This window comes from Vagococcus lutrae (assembly GCF_023299185.1).
In the GTDB taxonomy this organism is placed as follows: domain Bacteria; phylum Bacillota; class Bacilli; order Lactobacillales; family Vagococcaceae; genus Vagococcus_A; species Vagococcus_A lutrae.
Genome location: NZ_CP097017.1, coordinates 587,213 through 612,575 on the forward strand (window position 1 = coordinate 587,213; position 25,363 = coordinate 612,575).

Sequence of the window (25,363 nt, forward strand, 5' to 3'; positions counted from 1 at the left end):
AACACTATCTCAGCCGTACAACTCTAAAAAAAGGAACCTCGACTATGCGAAGTTCCATTTTTTCTTATTCAACTGTGACACTTTTTGCTAGATTTCTTGGTTTATCAACATCAAACCCTCTTGCTAAAGTAGCATAATATGCAATAAGTTGCGTTGGTAAAACACTGATGAGTGGCGTTAATAACGGATGAACAGTTGGCAATACAATGTCATCGTTAGATTGAGCTAATTCATCCATTACTATAGTGGCAGTACGGGCACCACGGCTTTCTACCTCTTTAAGATTACTTCTCACTTGTTTTTCTGTGACTTTTTCTGAAATAATCGCTATTACAGGTGTCCCTTCTTCAATTAACGCAATCGTACCATGTTTTAATTCCCCTGAAGCAAAACCTTCACAGTGGATGTATGAGATTTCTTTTAATTTCAGCGCGGCTTCTAACGCCACCCCATAGTCAGTGCCACGACCTATATAAAAAGCATGAGCCTTATCTGTCAACATCTCGTCTACTAATTCAGCAATGACGTCTTGACTTTCTAGAAAACTCTCCATAGCCTGTGCCACAATAGACAATTCGTGAAAGACGTCAAACATTAACGCTTGTTCGTACGCCGCTTGTTTACCCATTGCTTCACCTAAAATAGCTAACAACGCGACTTGGGCTGTATAGGCTTTCGTTGATGCCACAGCAATTTCAGGTCCTGCATGAAGTAACAACGTGTGACTCGCTTCACGCGACAATGTTGAACCTTTGACGTTAGTAATCGTCAAACAGTAATGCCCTTCGTTCATCGCTTTTACTAACACTTGACGGCTATCTGCCGTTTCACCACTCTGACTCAAAAAGATAAACGCAGGACGTTTTGGAAGCAGTGGTGTATGATAGCCAAATTCACTTGCCACGTGAACTTCGACCGGAACTTTTGCAAGTTTTTCGATTAATACTTTTCCAACCAATCCAGCGTGATAGCTCGTCCCACACGCGACAATAAAAATCCGATCAGCGTTTGATAATTGTTCAACTATCGCTTGATCAATTGCTATCTGTCCATTTTCATCACGATAATGAGCTATCAATTGACGCATAACAAGTGGTTGTTCTTCTATTTCTTTTTGCATGTAGTAAGAATACGTCCCTAAGTCATGTGTCACTTCTGACGGCTCATAATGAATCATCTCGCGTATCATTTTTGTTCCTTCTAGATTTTCAATCACAACTGCATCTTTTGTCACAGTCACAATCTCTTCATCCATGATTTCATAAAAGTCTGTTGTATAATCTAGCAAAGCCAGTGCATCGCTACTGACACCATTAAAACTTTTACCCACCGCCACTAACAACGGGCTCTTATGTTTCGCAACAAGCAATTCACTTGGATTTTCTCGGTCGATTATGGCGAATGCATATGACCCTTCAATATTAGCCATCATTTTAGCTAATGCTTGTTTTGGACTTAGACAGTCTAGTGCAACTAATTTCGCTAACCAATTTACCATGATTTCAGTATCGGTTTCGCCTTTTAACGGAATATCATCGACATACTTTTCTTTGATTGCCAAATAATTTTCAATCACACCGTTATGAACTAACACAAAACGACCATCATGAGATGTATGCGGATGAGCGTTGACTTCCTCTGGTTTGCCATGAGTCGCCCACCGTGTATGACCGATTCCACTTTCACCTGATTGTATAGATTGTTGCTCAACCGCCTCTTTTAAATTTTCAACACGGCCTGTACGTTTGACAAGGACATCTGCTTGTTCTTTATGATTGTTCAGATAGATGCCCGCGGAATCATAGCCGCGATACTCTAAATTTTCTAACCCTCGAAGAATCATAGCCTTCACATTTTTCTGACTTACTACTCCAACAATTCCACACATTAACATTCCAACTTTCTTTATTTAATGTGTTTCCAAACGCATGTACTTTAAGTTTAGTCTCATCTCACGATCAGGTTTCTTAAAATACTAAAGAGCGCGTACCCTGAGAGCCACCCGCCGACATATCGATTAACTCTCTCCTCGTCTTCTGTTTGCACAGAGCTGGCGCTTAATTGGTATACACCAATACAACGTAAATCCTTTTGGAAACATATTGAATATTAACGCTTTACGGAATATAAGTCAAGCATTATTTTGAAATGGTATAGTTAAGAACCTATGTAAAAAAAGTCTATCTGAATGTTCAGATAGACTTTGTGAAGATTTCTATTGATGTTTCTGCATTTTTTTCTCATAACGACGATACAACCAAAAAGCAAAGCTAGCAAAGATGATAGGACCACTAATCATCCACACTGTTTCCATTGGCGCAGCATGAGGTGTTCGCAACATTGGCTCAATAATCGTAAAAATATTTGCAAAACCAACTGTAATCATGACCACCCACGTCACAAATTTTGTTGTCCGTTCTGTTTTAAAAATCGCAAAAGAATGGTCTAGTTCCGTTCGCTTTTTAAAATATGGAAAAGCTCCAGCTAAGAAAAGATAAGGTAACGTCATAGCAACGTTAGTCATTAATGTTAGGACATTATAAAATTCTTGTGCACCTTTTCCCCCAAATGAGATTAAGCCAATAATAAAGATTACTAAAGCCGCTTGTACCCACATCGCATATGCAGGCATGCCATTTTCATTAACTCTCGTTAATTTTTCCGGCCAGATTTCTTTTGGCGTCCCTTGAATTAACGTTTTTAATGGTGAATAAATTAAAGTAAAGAAACCACCTGTATAAGCTAAAAACATAGATAGACCGGTTACGCGAGCAAATAGACGCCCAATATTTGCAGCTGTCTCAGCAGTTGTCCCTAAAGCATGACCTAGCTCTGCTCCAAGATTATGCATTAATATATATGTGATATTCCCCATGTTAACTCGGTCACCTGATAGGACCATATCCCAGTTCGTGCTCACACCCCACATTAGTAAACTCACTGCATAACCTACTGCAATAATTAAAGCACTAATCATGACTCCTTTAGGAAAGTTCTTTTCTGCTTTCTCCGTTTGGTCAACAAGACTTCCTACTGCTTCTAGTCCACCGTAAGCAAAGATAGCAAAGATAACAAACCCTAGAATAGAAAAAGCATTACTAAAATCCGCGTTGGGCGATTGTATAAAGCTCTGCACTCCTTCTATCGGTTGAGCAAATTGTCCGCCGTTTAAAATTAAAATAATAACACTTACCACTAATAAAACGACATTTAATAGTGTTACAGCAATACCACCTAAAGAAGTAATTTTAGTTATTTTATTTAACCCTTTTGACGCAAAAAATGTTACAAGTAACATCCAAAAAATCGCAAGTAATCCTAAACTTTGTGTAGCATTTAAACCAAAGAAAGCAAAATCTTGTGTCTTATCTGCCCCAAAAATCAACGTCGTAAATGGAATCCAGACTTTGGATGAAATACCAACCATCCAAATAATGTATGAAGTAAACCACATGAACGTGCCAATAAAGGCATATAAAGGGTTCACCGACTTCTCCATCCAACTATAAATACCTCCCGCCTCATTTTTAAATGAAGCACCGTATTCCGCCATCATCAACGCAAACGGAATAAAAAAGACAATCGCTGCGAATATATACCAGGGAATCGCAGCATAACCCATACGATAAAAAGCGATGGGCGCATTGGCAAAACCAAATACGGATGTAAAAATCATCAAAATAAGTCCGATTAATGTCAGTTTTTTTGTATTACTCATTCTTAACACCTTTCTTTTTAGTTATTTTTTGTTAGACATATCCATTAATAGCCTAACCTTTAAAAATAACGTTTTCAAATCTTTACTCGTGTTATGAACAAAGTCTCATAGTACCCTATCTAAAATGAACAATCTTTCATTGAGACTTAACGACTTCATCAGATATATCACATAAAAAAAGATACTCTCAAAAATGAGAGTATCTTTTTATTTCGGCTCTATAATTTAAAGGACTGATGAATCAGAAAGTGATTCATCAGCCCTTTTTTAATTTTCTTGATTTTAGGTATTAAAAAGCATACCGTTCTCCTATATGATTAATTTACCACAAAAAAACAAACGGGAGGCGATATGCTCATGTCTAATGATATCAAAAAATTACTTCGAATCATAGAGCCAAATTTAATCACATCTGACATTTCTTACGAAATGGTAAAAGGACAACAAACATGTGTGGTCAACGCTACTTTTTCACCCCCACTAATGCCTTGTCATCATTGTGGTTCAACGGTGTATAACGAAAGTGGAAAGCAAGTAGTCGTAAGAAATGGTAAGAAAAAAGCGGTCGTGCGTTTTGATCAATTTAATCATTTACCTTTAATTATGAACGTCGCAAAACAACGCTATACCTGTAAAAATTGTGCTCATCATTGGACCGCTACCCCTTATTTTGTCGAGAAAGGACACTCTATTTCAAGACATGTGATACTTAAAATAATAGATTTATTAAAAGAAAAAATCTCATTCACTTTAATTGCGAAGTTATGCCATGTTTCTATTACTACCGTCATTAGGGTATTACGCTCAATAAAAAGTTATTTACCAACTCCCTATCAAACGTACTTGCCGGAGGTCTTAATGGTAGATGAATTTCGTTCCCATTGTTCTTCAGAAGACACCATGAGTTTTATTTGTGCAGATGGTATAACAGGAAAACTTATTAATATACTTCCTTCACGGAAGTTAACGCATTTGACTGCTCATTTCAAAAAGTATCCGAATCCTAACGACGTCAAATTATTAGTCACAGATATGAATGCCGCTTACTTTCAATTGACGAAGAGTGTTTTTACGTCAGCCAAGATTATTATTGATCGATTTCACGTGGTTAAACATTGTAATAAAGCCTTTCAGGACTTTCGTATTAAGGAAATGAAGCGATTGAAACAACAGCATAACCACTTAGGTTACCTAAAATTAAAAGCCAACTGGCGTCGCTTAACGAAGGACCGAATGTCTATCAATCATTCAGAATATAAAACATGGCGCAGTTTCCGTGCACCCCATTATCCTTATCAAACAGAAGCCATGATGATTGACCGTCTTTTGTCTTATTCTGAACCATTAAAAGAAGCCTATCACTGTTTTCATGATATGATGGATGCTTTCAGAAGTAAAAATCACGTGTCATTTATCCAACAACTAAAAGGACTACCTGAAACATTGGATTCAGAATTTCGTAAGAAACTTCACAACCTTTTAAACTATGAAGAAGGGATTCGTAACTCTCTTCTATATCCTTATTCAAACGGTAAGATTGAAGCTAAAAACACACATATTAAAACTTTAAAACGGGTATCCTATGGATTTAAATCATTTGAGAACATGAAATTAAGAATATTCATGATGAATCGCCTCATTGAAGTAAAATAAAAAAGATGAATGGAACAAGTTCCACTCATCTTTCGACTTCATTTTGATTCATCAGTCCTATTTGACAAAGAGCCTTTATTTCTTGATTGGCGCAATTTTTTGCCCTTCAAGCTCTTTAATTTTAATTAGTCGTGTGACATTATCACGTTCGCCTTCTTCTAATTTCATCTGAATATAACGAATCGTAACTTGTAGACGCGGTATCGTCAAATGCTCTAACGCGTTAACACGACGTCTTACCTTTTGAATCTCATCAGCTAGTAACACACATCGCTGTTCTAATTCAGTCAAACGTAAAAGATCTGGCAACAAGTCAGCCATTTCTTCAGACGCTTGTTTCAACGCAAGGTTATTGACGAGAAAAGCCGTCCCTTCTGCTTCTTCTTTTTTAAAGGTCATATTCGGAACAGAAAGCCCCATCAAATTTTGCTCTTCAATGTCAACGGATGCTAACGGTTTTTCTAGAAAAAAGGTATTGCGCATCATTTCTTCAGGAAACACTGATTTGGCAAAAGTTGTATTATCATAAACAGAACGCAAACGTTTTTCAACGTCATCACGCAATTCATTGGCTTCCCGTACCATCGAAATAAAACGGCGCATCAATTCATCTTGTTTGTCTTTTAAAAGCTTATGCCCACGTTGTGACGCTTTTAAACGCTCTTTTAACTTCGTCAACGCCATCCGTGTCGGCTGTACATTTAGGCGTTTCACCTTAAATCAGCCCCTCTTTTGTTAAATGCTTATCTAACATGTCATCTTTAATTCGTTTTAGCTCATCGCGTGGAATCATCGACAACAATTCCCAACCTAAGTCTAACGTTTCTTCAATCGTACGATTGGTTGTAAAGCCTTGGTTAATGTATTCTTTTTCAAAGCGTTCCGCAAAACGAGCGTGAATTTGATCTGCTTTTGAAAGGGCTGTTTCCCCAAGAATTGCCGCTAACTCTTTCGCTTCTTTTCCACGTGAGTACGCTGCATATAATTGGTTCATCGTTGCTGCGTGGTCATCACGCGTTTTCCCTTCACCTGTCCCTTTATCTTTCAAACGAGATAATGACGTTAAAGCATCAATCGGTGGGTTAACCCCCGCTTCTTGCAGAGAACGGTCTAAAATAATTTGTCCTTCTGTAATATAACCAGTTAAATCCGGAATTGGATGCGTAATATCCCCTTCTGGCATCGTTAAAATTGGAATCTGAGTTACAGACCCTTTCTTTCCACGAATACGACCTGCACGCTCATAAAGAGTAGCTAAGTTGGTATACATATATCCTGGATAACCACGACGTCCAGGCACTTCACGACGTGCTGCAGAAATTTCACGTAACGCTTCACAATAGTTTGTCAAGTCAGTCATAATAACCAATACGTGCATCCCTTTTTCAAAGGCTAAATATTCTGCTGCAGTCAATGCCATTTTCGGTGTGGAGATACGTTCCATCGCAGGGTCACTCGCTAAGTTTAAGAACATAACTGAGTGTTCTAACGCCCCAGTTTCTCTAAAGTCATCGATAAAGAAATTGGCTTCTTCAAAGGTAATTCCAATGGCCGCAAACACAACCGCAAAGTTCTCATCACTGTTCAACACTTTCGCTTGACGTGCAATCTGTGCCGCTAACTCTTGGTGAGGTAAACCAGCTGCTGAGAAAATAGGAAGCTTTTGTCCACGAACGAGTGTGTTCAAGTGGTCAATGGCTGACACACCTGTTTGAATAAACTCATCAGGATAGTCACGTGCCATCGGATTGATAGGTTCTCCGTTAATATCTAAACGTTTTTCAGGAATTAACGGTTCGCCACCATCTTTAGGCTCACCCAACCCATCAAACACACGTCCAATCATATCTTCTGAAACAGAGAGCATAAAAGGATGTCCCATAAAACGAGCTTTCGACCCTTCTAAGTTAACCCCAGCTGCCCCTTCAAAAACTTGGACAAGTGCTCGATCATCACTGACTTCTAAAACTTGTCCACGACGAATCGTGCCATCTTGCATTTCAATTTCAACTAATTCATCATATTTAACACCTGAAACATTTTCAACTGCCATTAACGGACCGACTACTTCACCGATACTACGATATGATTTAATCATCTAAGTCACCTGCCTGTTTCTTATTGATTGCTTCAAACACGTCCTCTAAGTCAACGAAGATTTGTTTGTAGGCTGCCTCATCTTCTTCTGGCAAGTATTTGCTACGTGCAATCTTTTCTCTTACTTTGGCTGTTTGTTCCATAATTTCATCAAAGTAGAAGCCGTTTTCTAGAGTTTCATTTGCTTTTTGAGCCAATGTGTAAATCATTTTTAACATCGTATGTTGTTTATGTAAGGATGTATAAGTATCCGTATCATCAAATGCGTTTTGTTGTAGATAGTCTTCACGCAATGATTTCGCATATTCTAATGTTAGACGGTCTTGACCTGATAATGAATCAATCCCGATTAACTGAACGATTTCTTCTAAACGATTTTCTTCACTTAAAACTTCTGTTGCCCATTGAACCATTTGACTCCAGTCATCCGCAACATGCTGATCAATGTATAATCTACCTGGGTTTGAATATAACGAATAAGACGTCAACCAATCAATCGCTGGGAAGTGACGGCTGCGTGCTAATGTAGCGTCTAAACTCCAGAAAACTTTTACAACACGCAAGGTATTTTGTGTAACCGGTTCTGCAATATCTCCACCTGGAGGAGAAACTGCACCAATCGCTGTAATACTACCTTCACGCTCATCAGAACCTAAGACAGTCGCTTTACCTGCTCGTTCATAGTAATCAGCAATACGACTACCTAAGTAAGCTGGATATCCTTCATCACCAGGCATTTCTTCAAGACGTCCTGACATCTCACGCAATGCTTCCGCCCAACGTGACGTTGAATCCGCCATGATTGCCACGTCATAACCCATATCACGGAAATACTCGGCAATTGTAATTCCTGTATAGATAGATGCTTCACGAGCTGCTACTGGCATGTTCGACGTATTCGCAATCAAGACTGTTCGCTCCATAATCGAGCCGCCCGTATTCGGGTCAATCAATTCTGGGAACTCATTGATAACATCCGTCATTTCATTTCCACGCTCACCACAACCAACATAGACTACGATGTCAACGTCTGACCATTTCGCGATTTGGTGCTGAACGACTGTTTTCCCTGCTCCAAATGGTCCAGGTACAGCCGCTACCCCACCTTTTAACACTGGGAATAATGTATCAATGACACGTTGTCCAGTAATCATCGGCTCTTTAGGGACTTTCTTTTCTGCTACCGGGCGTCCTCGACGAACTTCCCATTTTTGTAGCATTGGCACTTCTTTTTCTCCATTTGCTGTCTTAATCACACAGACAGGCTCGACAATAGTAAACTCACCAGAAGAAATTGAAACAATTTCTCCTTCGATCCCGTGCGGCACCATAACACGATGCTCGATGACTGGAGTCTCTTGAACCGTTCCTAAAATGTCACCTGTTGCGACTTTATCGCCAACCTGCGCTTTAGCTTCAAATGCCCATTTCTTGTCATGATCAAGTGATTTAACCTGTGTCCCACGCACCATGTAGTCACTATTTGTCACTTCCATAAATTTATCAAGTGGACGTTGAATACCATCAAACATTTGCGTTAAAATACCAGGTGCTAACTCAATCGATAGTCCTTCACCTAAACTGACAACCGGTTCACCCGGCCCAATTCCAGATGTTTCCTCGTATACTTGAACAGAGGCAATATCGCCACGCATTTCAATTAACTCACCAATCAGTTGATTTTCACCAACTAAACATACGTCTTGAATCTTTGCTTCTTCCATTCCTTTAGCCATAACTAAAGGACCAGAAACTTTAATAATTGTACCTGCTTTCATTTCTACACCTTCTCTATCATTCATTCGTGTCTATAAAATATTTGTACCGACTGCTTGCTCGACCATTTTTTGAATACGTTCTTTGCCAAAACTTTGGCGACCTGTATCCGCAACGGCGGGAATAGGTAAGATGACCGGCACAATATCTTGGTCATATTGTGAAAGAACCTCGGGTACTTTGGCTAAATAATCTTCTGATATATAGATAATACCGTAACCTTCTTTAGCTAATAGTTGAATTTGACGACGAATTTCTGATGTTTCCTTAGGAGAAAAAGTAGCAAACCCCAGTGTTGAAAATGGGAAAACAGCATCCTCACTACCCACTACTCCAATCTTATAATTCATATCGACGTCTCACCCTCTTTTCTATCTGATCCTCTGCTAATCCTGAACGTTTAGCAAATAATATCAATCTCAAATTTTTTATTTCCATTTGCTTCGCTACCATATATCCTAAGTACTTTTCCACGCCAAATGGTGAAATCATCGCACCCGACAAGCGTTTCATTAACCAATTATCAACCGCTTTATCAAATTGATCTAATCCACCCGGCTCAACTGCCTGTTGCCAAAGTCCATGATAATCCGTCGTAGCAAAAAATTGACCGGCTGCTTCAACTGGCTCTTGATATAACATCATCCAACTAGACTCGCTAATACTGCCACCTTCTATAAAGGCTAATTGCGCAATATCTTGTTGTTCTCTAGGAAGTTGCAATAACACTGCGATGTTATGTAAATCAATCCATGTTTGCACAAAACTAGTAACTTCTGTACTATTTGCTTGATTAGTTAAACGCCGAATATACTCAAAGTAAAATTGGTCGACAATCAATTCGACGCGTTGAAGCGAACGCCACTCACCAAACGATGATATCGCTTGATAAACAGCCTCTCTAACTTCGTCTGGTAGACGTCCTTGCTTAGAGGTTTGAACGAGTGATTCTATTTCTTGAATCGTATATCGTGACCCCTTTAAACGCAACTCACGCAATGATTGACCTGTAATTTTTTCTTTCAACACACATTTTACGTTATGAAACAACTCGCTCGCCGCGAAGATATCCGCTAAATAAAGTTGATGTTGATTAATTTCATATGCCCAATCTAACAAATCCACTCTAATACGAGCAAAGATATCTGAAAGCGACGCTGCTTGATTATCACGAAAATATCGTGCATAAGAAGAGTCTAACATGACTTGGATTGCTTCTTCATAACTATTTGCTTGAATCAAACGTTCCACTGTCTCTTCAGATAAAAGTTGAGACTCGCGCACTGATACTTGGACATTCGTTTGAATTAGTGTGTCCTTTGCCATCTCAACCCCTCCTATTCAAATAACTTCGCTAAAATTTCGCCACCAATATCTTTGTTAATTTCATTTAACAATGAGCGATATAAAAAGTCATATTCAATAATATCTTGAACTAAAACAAAACCACCTTGATAAGGAATCGTTTCTTCCGACAATGTTAAGTGTAAATCTTCGTATTTACTCGCGACTTGATCTAAATCAGCCTGTGTTAGTTTCGCATTATTACGTTCGCCTAAGACGACTTCACAATCTCCAGTCAATAGTGATTTTTTTACTGCGGCTTCAAAAAACTGAAACAATTCTTCTTTTGTAAAATCATTCATCCGCTGCTCTGCTTCGTCAAACAAAGAAATAAATAACTCTTGACGAAAACTTGCTAACTGTTTTCGCTCTTTCATATCTTCATGATTCATCGCATTTTCATGTTGGTGATTCAGATTACTTTTGATTGTTTCTTTACTTTTTTGGAAGTCTTGTTCTAAAATAGCAGACTGCTCATTTAAAAACGTTTCTGCTTTTGATTTTGCTTCATCTAAAATGGTTGCAGATTTTGATTTTGCTTCTTGTAAAATCAAACCTGTAATTGTTTCGATGTTTTCCATATTTATTTACTCCCAACTTCTATTATTGATTAAGCTCCTAATACTAAGAAAATAGAAATAACAAATCCTAAAATAGCATAGGTCTCAACCATCGCTGAGTAAAGGATACCTTTCGTTGTTTCTTCAGGTTTTTTAGCTAAAATTTGCATACCTGCAGCTGAAACGCGACCTTGACGCATACCTGACCATAATCCTGTGATAGCAACTGGTAAAGCCGCACCCATTAAATGTAAACCATGTACGATATCAGTTGGTTCGCCAATTTGGTTGAAAATAAAGAATCCAATAATAAAGCCATACAATCCTTGTGTACCTGGTAGTAATTGTAAGATAAGTGACTGAGCAAATTTTTCAGGTTGTTCTGAGATTAAAGCGGCTGCCGCTTCCCCAGCTGTTCCGACACCATAAGCTGATCCAACTCCTGGTAATCCTACTGCTAATCCAATCGCAATCATTGTAAAAAAGTATCCCATGTTTTCTTGTAAAAGACTCATTGTTCATTCCTCCGAATTTTAAATTATTTCGTTTTTTCTTGTTTTAAATAAATGTGTTTCTCTGCTGCTTTAAAAGGCGCGAATTTTCGACCGCCACCTTCATAAAACTTGCCGAAAAACTCAACGTACTGTAAACGCATTGAGTGAACATACGCACTTAAAGTTGATAAGAAAAAGTTAAGCGCGTGCATTGCTAATGCTAAAAAGATCCCAATTGTAAACTGAGCCCAAGTCGGCAAGAACGCTAAAATGGTATTAAACGCAGAGGCGATACTACCACCTGCTAATCCCAATGCCATTAAACGTGTATAACTGACAATGTCTCCGATATAACTGGTTGCGCCATATAATTCCCATAACCCTGCAAAAAATCCACCAATACGTGATTTCTTTGTTGTAAATACGGGCATGAAAACTATTAAAAAGACTCCTATCACAATTAACGCCAATCCTACTGTGACTAAAGCTGGCATTTCAAAGGCAAACTTCCCAAGTGCTAATAATGACACACCTGTTAAAGCTAAGAACCAAGAAATACTACCCGACAATGCCCCACTCATATCATTTTGTCTTAACGAACCATATGCACCAATTGCTAACCCTGTTAAAATTTGAATGATACCAAACACAACAGAAAGTATCAGTATTTGGATAACATCTTCGGTTGGTGATAAGACATGAAACGGTAACTCTACACCAAATGCTGACCCATAGATAATTCCCCAAACAATGGTTGCATAAGATAATAAGTGGAAGAAACGAATACTACGAGCTAAACCACGGTCGAGATTAAAGAATCGGTTTAAGATAAATGTTCCTATCCACAGTAAAGCACCATATCCCACATCCGCTAACATCATGCCAAAAAAGACAAGTTGAAACGGTGTTAAAAATGGCGTTGGATCTATCTGACGATATTTTGGATAACTATACATCTCAGTAAACATCTCGAATGGTTCGACCAGTTTATTATTAGTTAAAGCAACTGGAATCTCTTCTTCTGCTACTTCTTCTGTAATGTTTTCAATCGTCAAATAGTAATGTCCTGACGGAAACTTACGACTTAAAAAGGATTTAAATGCTTCTTCTTCATCCGCAATTAACCATCCTGTTAAAACTACTGTCGCCTCCGTCTGACTTAATTTCTCACTTTCTTGATGACGAATTTGAAGCGTTTCAAAATACTCTTCCGCTAGATCAAGAATCTGATACTCTTTCGCTAATTCTTTTAATCGTGACATGGTTTCCTTTTCACGTTCAACCAATTCACGTTCTTCTTTTTTTAAATCTTGCAACGTTTCATAAGGTAAACCACCTTTAGGTAATGCCTCTGTTTGAAAAGCATACTGATACTTCAATCCATCCACTGTTTCCGCATCTTGTTGGTGATACAACAAGAAGTAAGAGGTAACTCCTTCTATATCAGATAACTCTTCTATATAAATAGGTCGCTTCTCTTTTTCCACCGCTTGCATAAAATCTGATTTGATAACACTCGAAACCGTCCCAATTTCAGCTTGCGTTTGCTTAAGTTGTGGAATTTCATCGAGCGGCACGTCAAGTTTTAACCACGGTTGCAATTCGGTTTGTTTTTCTTGATTTTTCTTACGCAACCCTTGCAGCTGACTACGCTTTTGGTCGAGTGCCAAAATATCGTCAGTCACTTGCTCGAACTTGTTCTCACGTGTTAACGCAGTCAGTTCTTCCATTGTAAATTCGGAACGACCTTGACGCGTTTCACTCATCGTCTTCTTTGGTTTAAAAGGTTTTATGACCATCTGTGCACTATGTAATTGTTGTAGTTTTCGTGTCGTTTCTGCTAGTTGAGTACGATCTGTTTCAAATAAAGTCGCATTTTCTTCAAGCGGACGTAACTCGACGCCCTGAAACGCTTGAATAGCTGCCATCATCTCAGCACGATCTTGTTTCAACACGACTAACGACACTTGCTTCATTTTAGCTACGGCCATATCGTGCTAACACCACCTGTACAATGTAATCTGTCATTTCTTCGCGATTTTTTTCAAACGCTTCTTTTAAATGAACTTTCTCTGTTTCTATATGCCCAATAACTGCTTCTTCTTTCTCAGCAATATCTGAGCGCAAATCACGTTGCAATGTTTCTTCGTAATCTGTCAATTGTTGTTGATAATTTTCTTTAATATTTTTGAGCTGTTCTTTAACACGCTGTTGAATAAAATCTGCTTCTTCTTTCGCATCTACTATTATGCGTTTTGCTTCTGCTTCCGCTTGATAAACTTTATCAAACACTTCCTTAGCCAAATGACTCCCTCCTTTTACATCCGATTCAGATACAAGACAGACAAGTTCCATCTATCTGCTTAAGTGAATCGCCTATTCCCTAAGATGAGTTCAATCTTCATCTTATCACTCACTGCACCTTACCGTTTCATAACACTCCTTTTTCTATGTGATACTTTGATTATATCTTGGTTAACTCTTAAAGTAAATACCACATATGAAGTGTATGTTGTTGGTAACTTTAGGTTTTTTCAGTGAGAGGCATCTCACTTATAAAGCAGAAAACGACTCATTATTTCAGAAATATTTTAGAAAATAAGTCGCAGTCGCATCTAATTTCACTTCATCTTTTTCTTATATTACTCTTTTAAAATTAACATATAATTTCACTAATTACAAACATATTGGCAATAATGGCGTGCCTTATCGAGCACGTCTCATTTAATAAATCAAGAGTTTTTTTTACTTTTTCATTCTCTTATATATAGGAAGAAACAGGGTTTTTTTTAAGCAACCCTCTTTCAAAAAATTAAAAATAAATGAGAATACGATTGAATAATTTGGTTAGGTTTTACGAAGTTAACCTCTCAAAATAAGACAGTCAGAAAGAGTCGCCTCTAACTGACTGTATCTAAAACTATTTACCTTCTACTACAATGGGTAAATGATCATTTAATAAAGGACTATCTGGTGTTAAGTTTGCTTTTTGTGTTTTCCCTGTTTTCCAGAATAAAACAACCATCGCAGCAGTTAAGACTGTTGCTAGTACATAGGTCAATGTTCCTAAACCTAAGCGGAAGCCAATCGGTTCAGCCAAAATATACACGACACAGGCGTACAACATGAAAATACCTGGAATAAATGTCACAAAGTAATTTCGGCCCTTTAAGAACAGATAGCGAGTAGAAACTAACAACGCAATGACTGCTGTTACTTGGTTCGCCCAGTTAAAGTAACGCCATAATAAGTTGAAATCAACTTGTGTTAAAGCAATAGAGATTAAGTATAAAGGAATTGTTACCATTAAGATTTTTTTCAGTGTATCTTGTTTAATATTTAAGTAGTCTGCTACAATCGTTCTTAAACTTCTAAATGCTGACAATCCTGAAGATAATGGCAACACAATGACTCCGACAATCGCTAATGTACCAAAGAAACTACCTAGTAACATATAAGATACTTTATTCACGACCATAGATGGTGTACCAGCATCAATCATACTGCTTAATGTTTGACCATCAAATAATGTCATAGAAGCTGCTGCCCAAATCATTGCGATAACCCCTTCGGCAATCATCATGCCGTAAAAAGTAAAGCGCCCTTCTCTTTCGTTTGTAACGGTACGTGAAACCATCGGTGATTGTGTCGCATGGAAACCAGAAAGTGCACCACAAGAAATAGTGAAGAATAAAATTGGGAAGATTGGCGTGCCTTTTGGATGCCAATTAGATAAAGCAGAAGGAGTCAAGTTCGGAATCGAACCACCATGTCCTACTAATAAACTAATCCCAATCGCAATCGTACTAATGATTAAAATAGCGCCAAACCATGGATAAACTTTCCCTAATGCTTTATCGATAGGTAGAATAGTTGAAATGAGATAGTAAACAAAAATCAACCCAATAATAACATTTAAAACTAACCAATCAGGTGTTAAGTTATCGATTAAGTTGGCAGGTGACGTAACAAACACTGTCGCGACCAAGATGAGTAACAACATAGCAAAGATATTTACCACATGTTTGACAGGTTTTCCTAAATACTTACTTGCTAATTCTGGTAAATGCGCTCCGTTGTTTCGAAGAGAAATCATCCCTAACATATAATCATGGACAGCCCCAGCGAATATACACCCAATGACAATCCAAATGTAAGCTACTGGACCATAAAGTGCCCCCATAATAGGCCCAAAAATAGGACCTGTCCCAGCAATATTTAATAATTGAATAATAGCATTTTTTCCTTTTGACATTGGGACAAAGTCAAAACCGTCACGTAAGGCTTCTGCTGGTGTGACACGATTAGGATCAATTTGAAAGTTTTTTTCAATGTAACGTCCATAAATCAGATAACCCGTTATTAGTAACGCAATTCCCCCTAGTAAAGTTAACATGATATTTCCTCCTTGTTTTTCTTTTGTAAACGTTTACTTATATAATAAGTGTACTAAAATAACTGGTAAATAGACGGTTTTTAAGATGAAATAACATTAATTGTCGTTGAGTTACTTTTTAGCACGGATGAGTTACATATCAATGTTCATAAAATCACAATAAAAACAGTACTTAAAAAATTTTCTTTTTTAAGTACTGTTTTAATTAGACATCTAGGCCTAATATCTCTCTAAATGTTTTTAAATAAGAGCGACTTACTGGTACTTTTTGACCGTTACTCATCGTCACTTGATAGGTCTGATTAAACCAAGGTTGAATTTCATATACTTCTTCCAAATTAATCACAAATGCACGATGCACTTGTAAAAAAGGAGGAGTTTCCAACTTTTTCATCAATCCTTTTAATGTTTTACTTACAGGATATTCTTTCTGGGCTGTGGCAATGATTGTTTGACCATTTACGACAGTAATCATGATAATGTCATCTTTGGCTAACAAGTAAATAGATTCATCCACCTTAATGGGCAATTTTGCTGAGGGCTTTTCTCGCTCTTCAATATTTTCCACAACATTTCGACGTTGGTCATGAAAATGTCGTTCAATTCGTGTCATAACTTCTAAGACACGACTTTGTTCAAAGGGTTTCAAAATATAATCAAATGCTTCTAATTCAAACGCTTTTACCGCATATTCATCATGTGCTGTGGCAAAAACAATCAAGGGTGGGTCGGCAAGTTCCTTTACTTGTCTTGCTAAAGTTAGACCACTTTCTTGGGTCAATTGAATATCTAAAAATGCCACGTCAAAGTCTGATTGTTTTAGCACATTCATCGCTTCTACGATACTATCAGCTTCAGTAATATGGTCAACACTCACAATATTTGAAAGTAAATAACTCAGTTCATTTCGTGCTAACGGTTCATCATCGACTAATAAAATATTCATCACATATCTCCCTTCTGAATCGGTATTCGGCAAGATACTGTCGTGCCGAGTGAGGATGTCTCAAAGTTTAATTGAGCAACTTCACCAAATAGTCCAACTAATCGCCGGTTTAAGTTTTCTAAAGCCGAGCCTGTTCCTAAATCTGAGCTGACCGGTTGTCTTCCAAGTGTTTTTAGACGCGTGTCTTCGATACCTAATCCGTTATCGGAAACCGATAATAATAAATGCTGTGTATCATGCGATAAACTCACTTCAATACGATTGTTTTCTTTACGCGTACCAAAAGCATGTTTGAAGGCATTCTCAACCAAAATTTGAATAACAAAAGGTGGTAGTAGCGTTTCGGCTAACCCATCCTCTATTTGAAAGTCAACGACATAACGATTAGGAAATCGCGCTTGTTCTAAATTGATATAGGCTTGTACTTGTCGCAACTCTTGTTTCAACGGTATTAAGACATCGCGCGTTCCTTGCAAATTTGAGCGAAAAAAATGACTCAATTCTAATAGTAATCGTCGCGCTTCTTCACTGTCAACACGTATTAAAGCTGAAACCGTATTTAAAGCATTGAAGAAGAAATGAGGATTGACTTGTGCTTGTAAGGATTTAATCTCCGCATCTTGTAACAACTTATGTTGAGCTTCCAGTTGCCCTAACGTTATTTGCGTTGAAAAAATCGTGCCTAAACCTTCTATCAAACGTTTATCTGCGGAAGTAATGTCCGATGCCTGTTCAAAAAACAATGTGAGATGCCCAATCGATTGCTCTTCAGATTTTAAAACGACTTGCAACAATGCTTCCTCAGCTTGCCAAGCATCGTCCACGATTCGCGTACAATCTTTAGATGACTCGGCGTAACGTGCAAGGATATGTTCGTTTCCTTCGAACGCCAACACACACTCGCCATTATCAAGCTGCACACCAGCCACGTCCATTTTTTCAATAAAAACTTTGGCAACTGACTCACAAGAATCACGATTAAACCCACTCCTAAAATAAGGAAGGGTCGCATTTGCCAAACCTAAAACATCACTTGTTTGAACTGCCTTAGCCTGTTCTTCTAGTTGTAACGATGAACGAATAATAGACAAAAATATGCCTGTTCCAACTGTATTGACTAAAATCATTGGAATACTAATGAACTTTACTAAATCAATACCATGTTCAAATGGACGGCTAAAGGTTAAAATGCAAGCCATTTGAACACATTCCATTAACATACCTACTAGCATCGCATACGTTACTTTCGGAAACTCATTCTCTTTTAAAGACGGCTTCCCAAACCAACCAGCACTCGCACCAATTAGTAAGGAAGAAAGTACGTAGATAAATGCTTGATTTCCCCCTTGAAAGTAACGCACAATCGCTGCAATAATGGCGACTACCATGCTAACAATGGGACCACCTACTAACCCTGCAATGCTAATCGTCAAAACACGCGTGTTTGCTAAAGCAGATTTGGAGGAAAGCGTGAGACTTGGATTGCTAAAGACTGGCACATTATTCATGATTTCAATACCGCGATAATTACTAATCACAGCAAAAATACCAAATACAATCATCAACATCACTTGCGTTTGCCAACGTTGTCGTTGTTTCATTTGTTCTCTAAAATACGAAATATTCATGAGTAAATAAGCTAGAATAATAATTAAGCCACCACGTTCTAGCATTAATACCGCTAAATTTAGCATCTTGTTTTCTCCTAACTTCACTGAAAAAAATGCTCATGACGCGTCATGAGCATTTTCCAACGTTATTTAGACTGATAGCGTTCTTTCGTCGCTTTCTTTTTCGCTCGAGTCTGTTGACGTTGAGCTACACGACGCTCTTGTTTTTCTTTTTCAGAAATAGCACGCTGAATTTTTTTCTTATAGCCCGGTTTAATTTTTTTCTTCTTTTTCTTCACCAGTCCCATAATTTGCGGATCAAGCTCTTTCGCTTGTTTCTCGCGCTTCTTACGACGATTACGATCATAAGTATCGACGATTTCACCGCGTTTGATTTCTTTTGGTTGAAACTTAATCCCAAGTTTTTCTAATTCAATAATCGCGCGTTCATCGCCCGGCTCATAAAGCGTGACAGCCGTTCCTTCCAAACCATTACGGCCTGTTCGACCCACACGATGAATGAAGAAGTCTAGTTCTTTTGGTACTTCTGCATTAATAACATGTGAAACCCCTTCAATATCAATCCCACGTGCCGCTAAGTCTGTCGCCACCACATATTGATAGTCCAAGTTTTGAACTTGACGCATCACTCGCTTTCGTTCACGAGGAGTAATGTCTCCATGAATTTTCGCTACTTTTAATCCTTGTTCTCTTAAAAACTCAGTAATCTCATCAACCCGAGTTTTAGTGTTAGCAAAGACAATCGCTAAGTAAGGATGACCTTGCTTTAGGACATCATAAATCAGCCAGTTAGCATCTTTCCCTTTGGTTGAAATCAACCAGTTATCAATCGTATCCGAAATAACTGTTTTCGATTCCACCACTTCGATATGAGGATTTTCCATGTATTTTTTCAAGAATGGTTTAAGACTCTCAGGTATCGTGGCAGAAAAGACAAGCATTTGCAATTTTTCAGGCAAGCGACCAGCAATTTGATCGACGTCTGCTAGAAATCCCATGTCTAGTGTCATATCCGCTTCATCCACGACAAAACTCTCAGCCGTGTGGACTTTTAACGCTTGCTCATTCATCATATCTAGAATACGTCCTGGCGTTCCGATAACGATATGTGGCTGTTGATTTTCAAGTTTAGCTAACTGACGCTGTTTATCTGTTCCACCAACATACAAACTAACACGTATCGTTTCTGGTGCATCTGCCACTAACTCGATTGCTTCTTGATAAATCTGATTGGCTAGTTCCCGACTCGGTGCTGTGACGACTAATTGAACCTCATCACGAGTAGCATCTATTTTATTCACTAGCGGTAATAAGAAGGTATGCGTTTTTCCTGAACCAGTCTGTGACTGTCCCACCACACTGCGCCCTTTTTGAATTAAAGGAATTAAGCGTTGTTGTACTTCTGTCGGTTGTTTAAATTGTTTCTTCTCGATAGCTGCCATTAGAAATGGCGCTAATTGATAATCGGTAAATGTGGACAACATTTCCACCTCTTTCTTGTAACGTTATTCTCGTAGCATTATAGCACAAAAAATGATTTTTACTAACTTATTTCACTAAAAAGATTAAAATAGGAATCACAACTAAGTAGATTAAGAATGTGTATGCTTGCGTCGTCGTCGTGAATTTGACATCAGCACCATACTGTTGAGCTAAAATTGGCATAGAATTTTGAGCAGGCATCGCTGACTGAACAATAAACACCTTTAACATTAAGGACGGAATTGGGATAGCTAAAGCAAGCAACCAAACAACAATTGGTGACACAAGATACCGACCAACTAAGACACCAAATGTTTCGCGATTCATCTGCAATGACTTAAACCCCGTTCGATAAATAATCATGCCTATGACAAACATGGATAATGGGGTCGTCAACTGAGCTAAATACTGAGAAAATTGATAAAAAGCGGTAATAAACATACTATCTGACGTAGCAGGTGTTGGTAATGCTAACATCATCCAAACAAGTCCTAAAATAAACCCTAACATAGCTGGTGACATTAGCATTTTCGTCACCCCAGCAAAGTTTAATTGCACACGACCTTGTTGTTCAAGATTATCTTGGGCAATTAAATAAATTCCTAACGTCCAAAAAAATGTTGTATTACAGATATAGTAGAGTAACACATAAGGAACTGCTTTTTCACCAAAAATCGCAAGATTAATGGGAAGCCCCATAAAAATGGTGTTAGACGCAGTAAACATCGTGCGAAACACACCTTGTCGCGTAGCCGGTACACGTGCCACTTTTACCCATATCGTACTTATGATGAAGGTAATGGCGATTGATAATATCGGCACTAACATACCTGATACAAGCGACATAAACTGGTCGCGAGTAAACTGCTTGGTAATATTGAGAAACATACTGAAAGGTAATGCAATATTTAGCACTAACTTGGAAAACAACCCCGTCGTCGTTTCATCAAACCATCCCTTCCGACTTAACCGATATCCGACTAACACTAAAGCAAACACAACTAATATATTAAAATATGAAGCTAACATACTTGCCCTCTTTTCTCTTTCTTTCTCTCCTATTGTAGCACGTCAAAAAAAATAGACAAAAAAAACAAAGGAATTCTAATCAGATTCCTTTGTTTCTACTATAAAGTATGCGATTGTTACCCTTCTTTCAAATAAGTTAAAGCATAATGTAAGTGATACTGACTTGCTAAAAGCAAGCTACGTTCATCAATATCAAATTTTTCATGATGATGAGCATAGTGCGTCTTTTCATTTTCGGCATGACGTGTCCCCACACGTCCATATACTCCAGGAGCAACCGCGAGAAAATCAGCAAAGTCATCCGCTCCTAAACTCGGCAACTGATTGGTTATCACATTTTCCGCTCCCACAATGTCACTTGCTACCTTCGCTGCTCTTTCTGCAGAGACTGCATCATTAATAAGTGGTGCTGCGGCATCGTAAACTTCAAATTCAATTTCTGTTCGATGAGCTGACGCTACTTGACGTGCAATCCGTTCGACTGCTTCAACTGCATGCTGGCGGTTTTCGTGACTAAAGGCTCTCACAGTCCCCTCTATCACCGCGGTATTAGCAACGATATTATAACGCGTACCGGCATCCAACACACCTACAGCGACTACGACTGATTCTAATGGATTAATTTCACGAGCAACGATTTTTTGTAACTCTACAACGATACTTGCTGCTGAAAGTAATGCGTCGCGTCCTAAATCAGGACGTGCAGCATGGCCTGAAACACCTTTCACTTTAATCTTGAAAATATCGCATGAAGCATTGGTAGGGCCTGGCACGGCTAAAAGTTTACCAACAGGTACGCTAGAGTCCAAGTGAATCCCAAAAACCTCATCCACCTCTCCTAATAAGCCACTTTTGACAAATTGACGCGCTCCTGCTCCAATTTCCTCAGCTTGTTGAAACGCGATTAATACCGTCCCAGAAAAAGCCTCACGATAGTCATTTAAAACAAATGCCGTTGCTAAAAGTGACGCCGTATGACCGTCGTGTCCACACGCATGATTTAACCCTTCATGTTGCGAAGCATACGACGTTCCTGTTTCATCCGGCAACTCTAATGCATCTATATCCGCACGTAATAAAATCGTCTTGCCATTATCTTGGGCACCTTTAATCGTCGCTAACGTCCCCGTTTCTCCCACTGAAATAAATGGAATGTCTTGTTGCGTGAGTTTTTGTTGAATCCACTCTTTCGTTTGGTACTCTTTTAAACTTGGCTCTGGATGCTGGTGTAAGTAGCGACGCCATTCAATGATTTGTGGCTCTAATTCTTCAAGTGCTGTCATTAATGTTGTATGTTGGATAGTCATAATAGTTTCCCCTTTCATTTTACCAAGCTGGAATTGAACTTCCTTTTGATGTTTTAGCAATTACTTTTTTTGTACTTTCTTGTTGATAAGCTTTCACTATTTTTTGATATGTTTCATTCTCTTTGTCTTCTTTACGAGCTACAATAATATTAATATAAGGATCAGATTTATCGTCTACTGGCTCCAAGAAAACAGCATCTTCTGTCGGTATAAAGCCTGCATCTACCGCTAATCCACTATTAATAATGGCGATTTTAGCATCTTCCAGTGTTCGAGCTACCTGTGCAGCGTCTAATTCAGTTATTTTTAAATTCAAGCGATTTTCAGTAATATCTTTCACCGTAGGAGTCTGAGTGCTATCTTTAGATAGTTTTATTAAACCTGCTGTTTGTAATAAAATTAATGCCCTGCCACCATTAGTGACATCATTAGGAATCGTGACCTCATCTCCTTCTTTTAATTCATCTAGTGATGTTAACTGAGTGGAGTAAATGCCTAAAGGTGCGATGACTGTTTTGCCGATACTCACTAAGTCCGTTTGATGCTCAGCATTATAATTATCTAAAAAGATTTGATGTTGAAACGAGTTTAAATCTAACTCTCCATCAGCTAAAGCCGCATTTGGTTGATTGTAATCAGAAAAACTAACAATATCGAGTGTAATATCTTGCTTCTCCAGTTCTTTTTGAACGTGCTCCCATACTTCATTATTTTCGCCAACCACTCCTATTTTAATAGCATCTTGCTTATTTTTTTCGCCTGCACATCCTACCAAAACTACTGCTAAAACAACCGTGATAATACTACCTAAAATTTTCTTCATCTTCCATTCTCCTATTCATGTGTTGTTTTCTTTATAAAATAATTACCAACTAATTGGCTAATAAACACTAAAATTAATAAAATTAACGTAGCAACCCACGTCACATCATTTTGAAAACGATTATAGCCTCGAGCAATCGCTAAATTTCCTAATCCACCGCCACCAATAGCTCCCGCCATCGCCGTCAGCCCAATCAGATTGATAATGGTCAAAGCGGATGAGCGAATAATTGCTGGCAATCCTTCTTTCAAATAAACTGTAAAAATAATCTCAACTGGACTCATCCCCATTGATTCCGCCGCTTCAACTAAACCGTCATCTACTTCCAAAAGAGCATTTTGAATTTGACGTGAGAAAAAAGGAACAGTACCAATGACTAAAGGAACAATTGAAGCTGTCGTCCCAATTCGCGTCCCAACAATCCACTTTGTAACAGGGGCAATAATTGCTATCATAATAACAAACGGAATTGACCGACAAATATTCACGCCCTTATCTAAGAGATGATAAACAGCCGGCTTTGCTAAAATTCCTTGAGGTGCCGTGACTAAAAGTAAGACCCCTAAAATAATACCTAATATTCCGGCAATCAAAGCCGTCATGCCTACCATGTAAAGTGTTTCAAGTGTGCTTTGAATAAACTCGTTTTTTAAAGTCACCACATTCGGTAACCACGCTGCTAATTTTGCTTCCATTATTTTTTACCTCCCTTTGTTTGATAGTCAATACGTCTCACAAATACACCCTCTTCAATTAAATAAGTCTTACTCTTTTCAATCGCATCCGGTTCTCCTGTTAAGACGACTAATAAATTCCCGACCAGTGTTTTTTGAATCACATCGATATCGCCGTATAAAATATTCGCTTTAACATGAAACCTTTCATAAAGACTCGCAATTAAAGGCTGATTGGTTTGACTGCCAACATAAGACAAATGAACAAGCTGGTCAGGAGATTGGACGTTTACCATACTTGGATGTTCATCAATGGTTTCAATCTGCTTTGCAAAGTGATTCGCCGTTTGGACAAAATCAACCGTTAGTGCTTCTTGAGGTTGGGTAAAGATTTGTAAGATAGGCCCTTGTTCAATCACACGTCCATCTTGCATGACAGCTACCCGATCACAAATATCTTTTACTACTTGCATTTCGTGGGTGATTAAAACGATTGTTAACTCTAGTTCTTCATTTAATTTTTTCAGCAAAGCTAATATATCTTGCGTTGTTTTCGGGTCTAAAGCACTCGTCGCCTCATCACATAACAACACATCCGGATCATTAGCCAAGGCACGTGCGATTGCCACCCGTTGCTTCTGTCCGCCAGAAAGCTGGCTCGGATATTGTGTCAAATGATCTTGTAACCCAACCAATGTCAGTAACTCTTGAGCCTTTGTTATCTTTTCACTACGCGAAAGCGAACTATTTTTTAAAGGATACAAAACATTTTCTAAGACCGTTCGTGATGGTAATAAATTAAAATGCTGGAAAATCATACCAATTTTCTTACGAGCCTGTCTCAACCCTTTATCAGAAAGTTCTGTTAAGGCTTGTTGATTGACCCACACTTCCCCCGACGTTGGGCGTTGCAATAGATTCATCACTCTTACCAATGTGCTTTTACCAGCCCCACTATATCCGACAATGCCGTATACCTCTCCTTTATTAATAGCAAGCGACACATTTTGAACCGCGTGAATCGTTTTTTGATTGGATTCAAAAGTGACATCGATATTTTTTAATTCAATCATTTCATTTCCTCCTTATAATAAAAAAAGCGCCCCTCTAAACAGACTAACTGTTTAGAAAGGACGCGCTTGCGTGTTACCACCTTTATTTTACTTATCATCACTGATAAATACTCTTCGAGTACGCTTAAAAAGTTATACTCTAGCACGATAATGGGTGCACCCAACATAGCCTTACGACGTCTGTCACTCGGTATGTGATACTCCAAGACCATTTTCAAAGACCGTCTATCGTGTCTGCTCTCACCTTACCAGACTCTCTGTTACGCTGCGACATCTTTTACTTATCTCTTCCTTGCATCTTATTATTAAAAATAAAAAAATTCGTCCTCGCACTTCAAATAGAAGTTGCAAGGACGAATG

The 25,363-nt window shown here is 38.4% G+C and carries 21 protein-coding genes; 1 reads left to right on the top strand and 20 read right to left on the bottom strand.

The window, feature by feature from the left end; translation table 11 throughout:
- Window positions 1–64: 64 nt before the first annotated feature.
- Both glmS and yjeM read right to left on the bottom strand, forming a co-directional pair.
- Window positions 65–1,888 carry a glutamine--fructose-6-phosphate transaminase (isomerizing) gene (gene glmS, locus M2919_RS02790; RefSeq protein WP_248849467.1) on the bottom strand — a complete coding sequence of 608 codons (1,824 nt, stop codon included), beginning with the start codon at window positions 1,886–1,888 and terminating at the stop codon, window positions 65–67.
- 327 nt (window positions 1,889–2,215) lie between these two features.
- Window positions 2,216–3,718 carry a glutamate/gamma-aminobutyrate family transporter YjeM gene (yjeM, locus tag M2919_RS02795; protein WP_126761791.1) on the bottom strand — a complete coding sequence of 501 codons (1,503 nt, stop codon included), beginning with the start codon at window positions 3,716–3,718 and terminating at the stop codon, window positions 2,216–2,218.
- A gap of 357 nt (window positions 3,719–4,075) precedes the next feature.
- Here yjeM and M2919_RS02800 point away from each other — a divergent pair, with 357 nt between their 5' ends.
- Window positions 4,076–5,371, top strand: coding sequence for an ISL3 family transposase (locus M2919_RS02800; RefSeq protein WP_248848390.1), 1,296 nt, complete (start codon window positions 4,076–4,078; stop codon window positions 5,369–5,371).
- 75 nt (window positions 5,372–5,446) lie between these two features.
- Here M2919_RS02800 and M2919_RS02805 read toward each other — a convergent pair whose 3' ends face one another.
- The 18 genes from M2919_RS02805 to M2919_RS02890 form a co-directional block, all read right to left on the bottom strand.
- Window positions 5,447–6,085 (bottom strand): V-type ATP synthase subunit D, encoded by a 639-nt coding sequence (locus M2919_RS02805; protein ID WP_023605386.1) that lies wholly within the window; start codon window positions 6,083–6,085, stop codon window positions 5,447–5,449.
- 1 nt (window position 6,086) lies between these two features.
- Entirely contained in the window at window positions 6,087–7,469 is a 1,383-nt protein-coding gene (locus M2919_RS02810) for a V-type ATP synthase subunit B (RefSeq protein ID WP_023605387.1), read from the bottom strand.
- A complete protein-coding gene (locus tag M2919_RS02815; protein WP_023605388.1) occupies window positions 7,462–9,246 on the bottom strand; it encodes a V-type ATP synthase subunit A in 1,785 nt (594 codons plus the stop codon). Before M2919_RS02815 ends, M2919_RS02810 begins: the two co-directional genes overlap by 8 nt.
- A 30-nt stretch (window positions 9,247–9,276) precedes the next feature.
- On the bottom strand, window positions 9,277–9,594 hold the full coding sequence (locus M2919_RS02820; protein WP_023605389.1) for a V-type ATP synthase subunit F: 318 nt from the start codon (window positions 9,592–9,594) through the stop codon (window positions 9,277–9,279).
- Window positions 9,584–10,570 (bottom strand): V-type ATPase subunit, encoded by a 987-nt coding sequence (locus M2919_RS02825; protein ID WP_248849168.1) that lies wholly within the window; start codon window positions 10,568–10,570, stop codon window positions 9,584–9,586. Before M2919_RS02825 ends, M2919_RS02820 begins: the two co-directional genes overlap by 11 nt.
- Before the next feature lie 11 nt (window positions 10,571–10,581).
- Window positions 10,582–11,169 carry a V-type ATP synthase subunit E gene (locus M2919_RS02830; protein WP_023605391.1) on the bottom strand — a complete coding sequence of 196 codons (588 nt, stop codon included), beginning with the start codon at window positions 11,167–11,169 and terminating at the stop codon, window positions 10,582–10,584.
- A 29-nt stretch (window positions 11,170–11,198) separates the two neighbouring features.
- Entirely contained in the window at window positions 11,199–11,663 is a 465-nt protein-coding gene (locus M2919_RS02835; protein ID WP_023605392.1) for a V-type ATP synthase subunit K, read from the bottom strand.
- A 23-nt stretch (window positions 11,664–11,686) separates the two neighbouring features.
- Window positions 11,687–13,633 carry a V-type ATP synthase subunit I gene (locus tag M2919_RS02840; RefSeq protein ID WP_248849169.1) on the bottom strand — a complete coding sequence of 649 codons (1,947 nt, stop codon included), beginning with the start codon at window positions 13,631–13,633 and terminating at the stop codon, window positions 11,687–11,689.
- Window positions 13,620–13,946 carry a hypothetical protein gene (locus M2919_RS02845; protein WP_126761800.1) on the bottom strand — a complete coding sequence of 109 codons (327 nt, stop codon included), beginning with the start codon at window positions 13,944–13,946 and terminating at the stop codon, window positions 13,620–13,622. Before M2919_RS02845 ends, M2919_RS02840 begins: the two co-directional genes overlap by 14 nt.
- A gap of 616 nt (window positions 13,947–14,562) precedes the next feature.
- Window positions 14,563–16,038: a carbon starvation CstA family protein gene (locus M2919_RS02850; protein ID WP_248849170.1), complete on the bottom strand. Its 1,476-nt coding sequence runs from the start codon at window positions 16,036–16,038 to the stop codon at window positions 14,563–14,565.
- Between the two features lie 205 nt (window positions 16,039–16,243).
- Window positions 16,244–16,984 carry a LytTR family transcriptional regulator DNA-binding domain-containing protein gene (locus M2919_RS02855; protein WP_222317426.1) on the bottom strand — a complete coding sequence of 247 codons (741 nt, stop codon included), beginning with the start codon at window positions 16,982–16,984 and terminating at the stop codon, window positions 16,244–16,246.
- Window positions 16,984–18,678 carry a LytS/YhcK type 5TM receptor domain-containing protein gene (locus M2919_RS02860; RefSeq protein WP_248849171.1) on the bottom strand — a complete coding sequence of 565 codons (1,695 nt, stop codon included), beginning with the start codon at window positions 18,676–18,678 and terminating at the stop codon, window positions 16,984–16,986. Before M2919_RS02860 ends, M2919_RS02855 begins: the two co-directional genes overlap by 1 nt.
- Before the next feature lie 62 nt (window positions 18,679–18,740).
- Window positions 18,741–20,099, bottom strand: coding sequence for a DEAD/DEAH box helicase (locus tag M2919_RS02865; RefSeq protein WP_023605398.1), 1,359 nt, complete (start codon window positions 20,097–20,099; stop codon window positions 18,741–18,743).
- 64 nt (window positions 20,100–20,163) lie between these two features.
- Window positions 20,164–21,126, bottom strand: a complete 963-nt coding sequence (locus M2919_RS02870) for an AEC family transporter (RefSeq protein WP_126761808.1) — start codon at window positions 21,124–21,126, stop codon at window positions 20,164–20,166.
- Between the two features lie 116 nt (window positions 21,127–21,242).
- Window positions 21,243–22,451, bottom strand: a complete 1,209-nt coding sequence (locus M2919_RS02875) for an amidohydrolase (RefSeq protein WP_248849172.1) — start codon at window positions 22,449–22,451, stop codon at window positions 21,243–21,245.
- A 1-nt stretch (window position 22,452) separates the two neighbouring features.
- Window positions 22,453–23,256: a MetQ/NlpA family ABC transporter substrate-binding protein gene (locus M2919_RS02880; protein ID WP_248849173.1), complete on the bottom strand. Its 804-nt coding sequence runs from the start codon at window positions 23,254–23,256 to the stop codon at window positions 22,453–22,455.
- Between the two features lie 11 nt (window positions 23,257–23,267).
- Window positions 23,268–23,951, bottom strand: coding sequence for a methionine ABC transporter permease (locus tag M2919_RS02885; RefSeq protein WP_248849174.1), 684 nt, complete (start codon window positions 23,949–23,951; stop codon window positions 23,268–23,270).
- Window positions 23,951–25,003, bottom strand: coding sequence for a methionine ABC transporter ATP-binding protein (locus tag M2919_RS02890; RefSeq protein WP_248849175.1), 1,053 nt, complete (start codon window positions 25,001–25,003; stop codon window positions 23,951–23,953). Before M2919_RS02890 ends, M2919_RS02885 begins: the two co-directional genes overlap by 1 nt.
- Window positions 25,004–25,363: the final 360 nt, after the last annotated feature.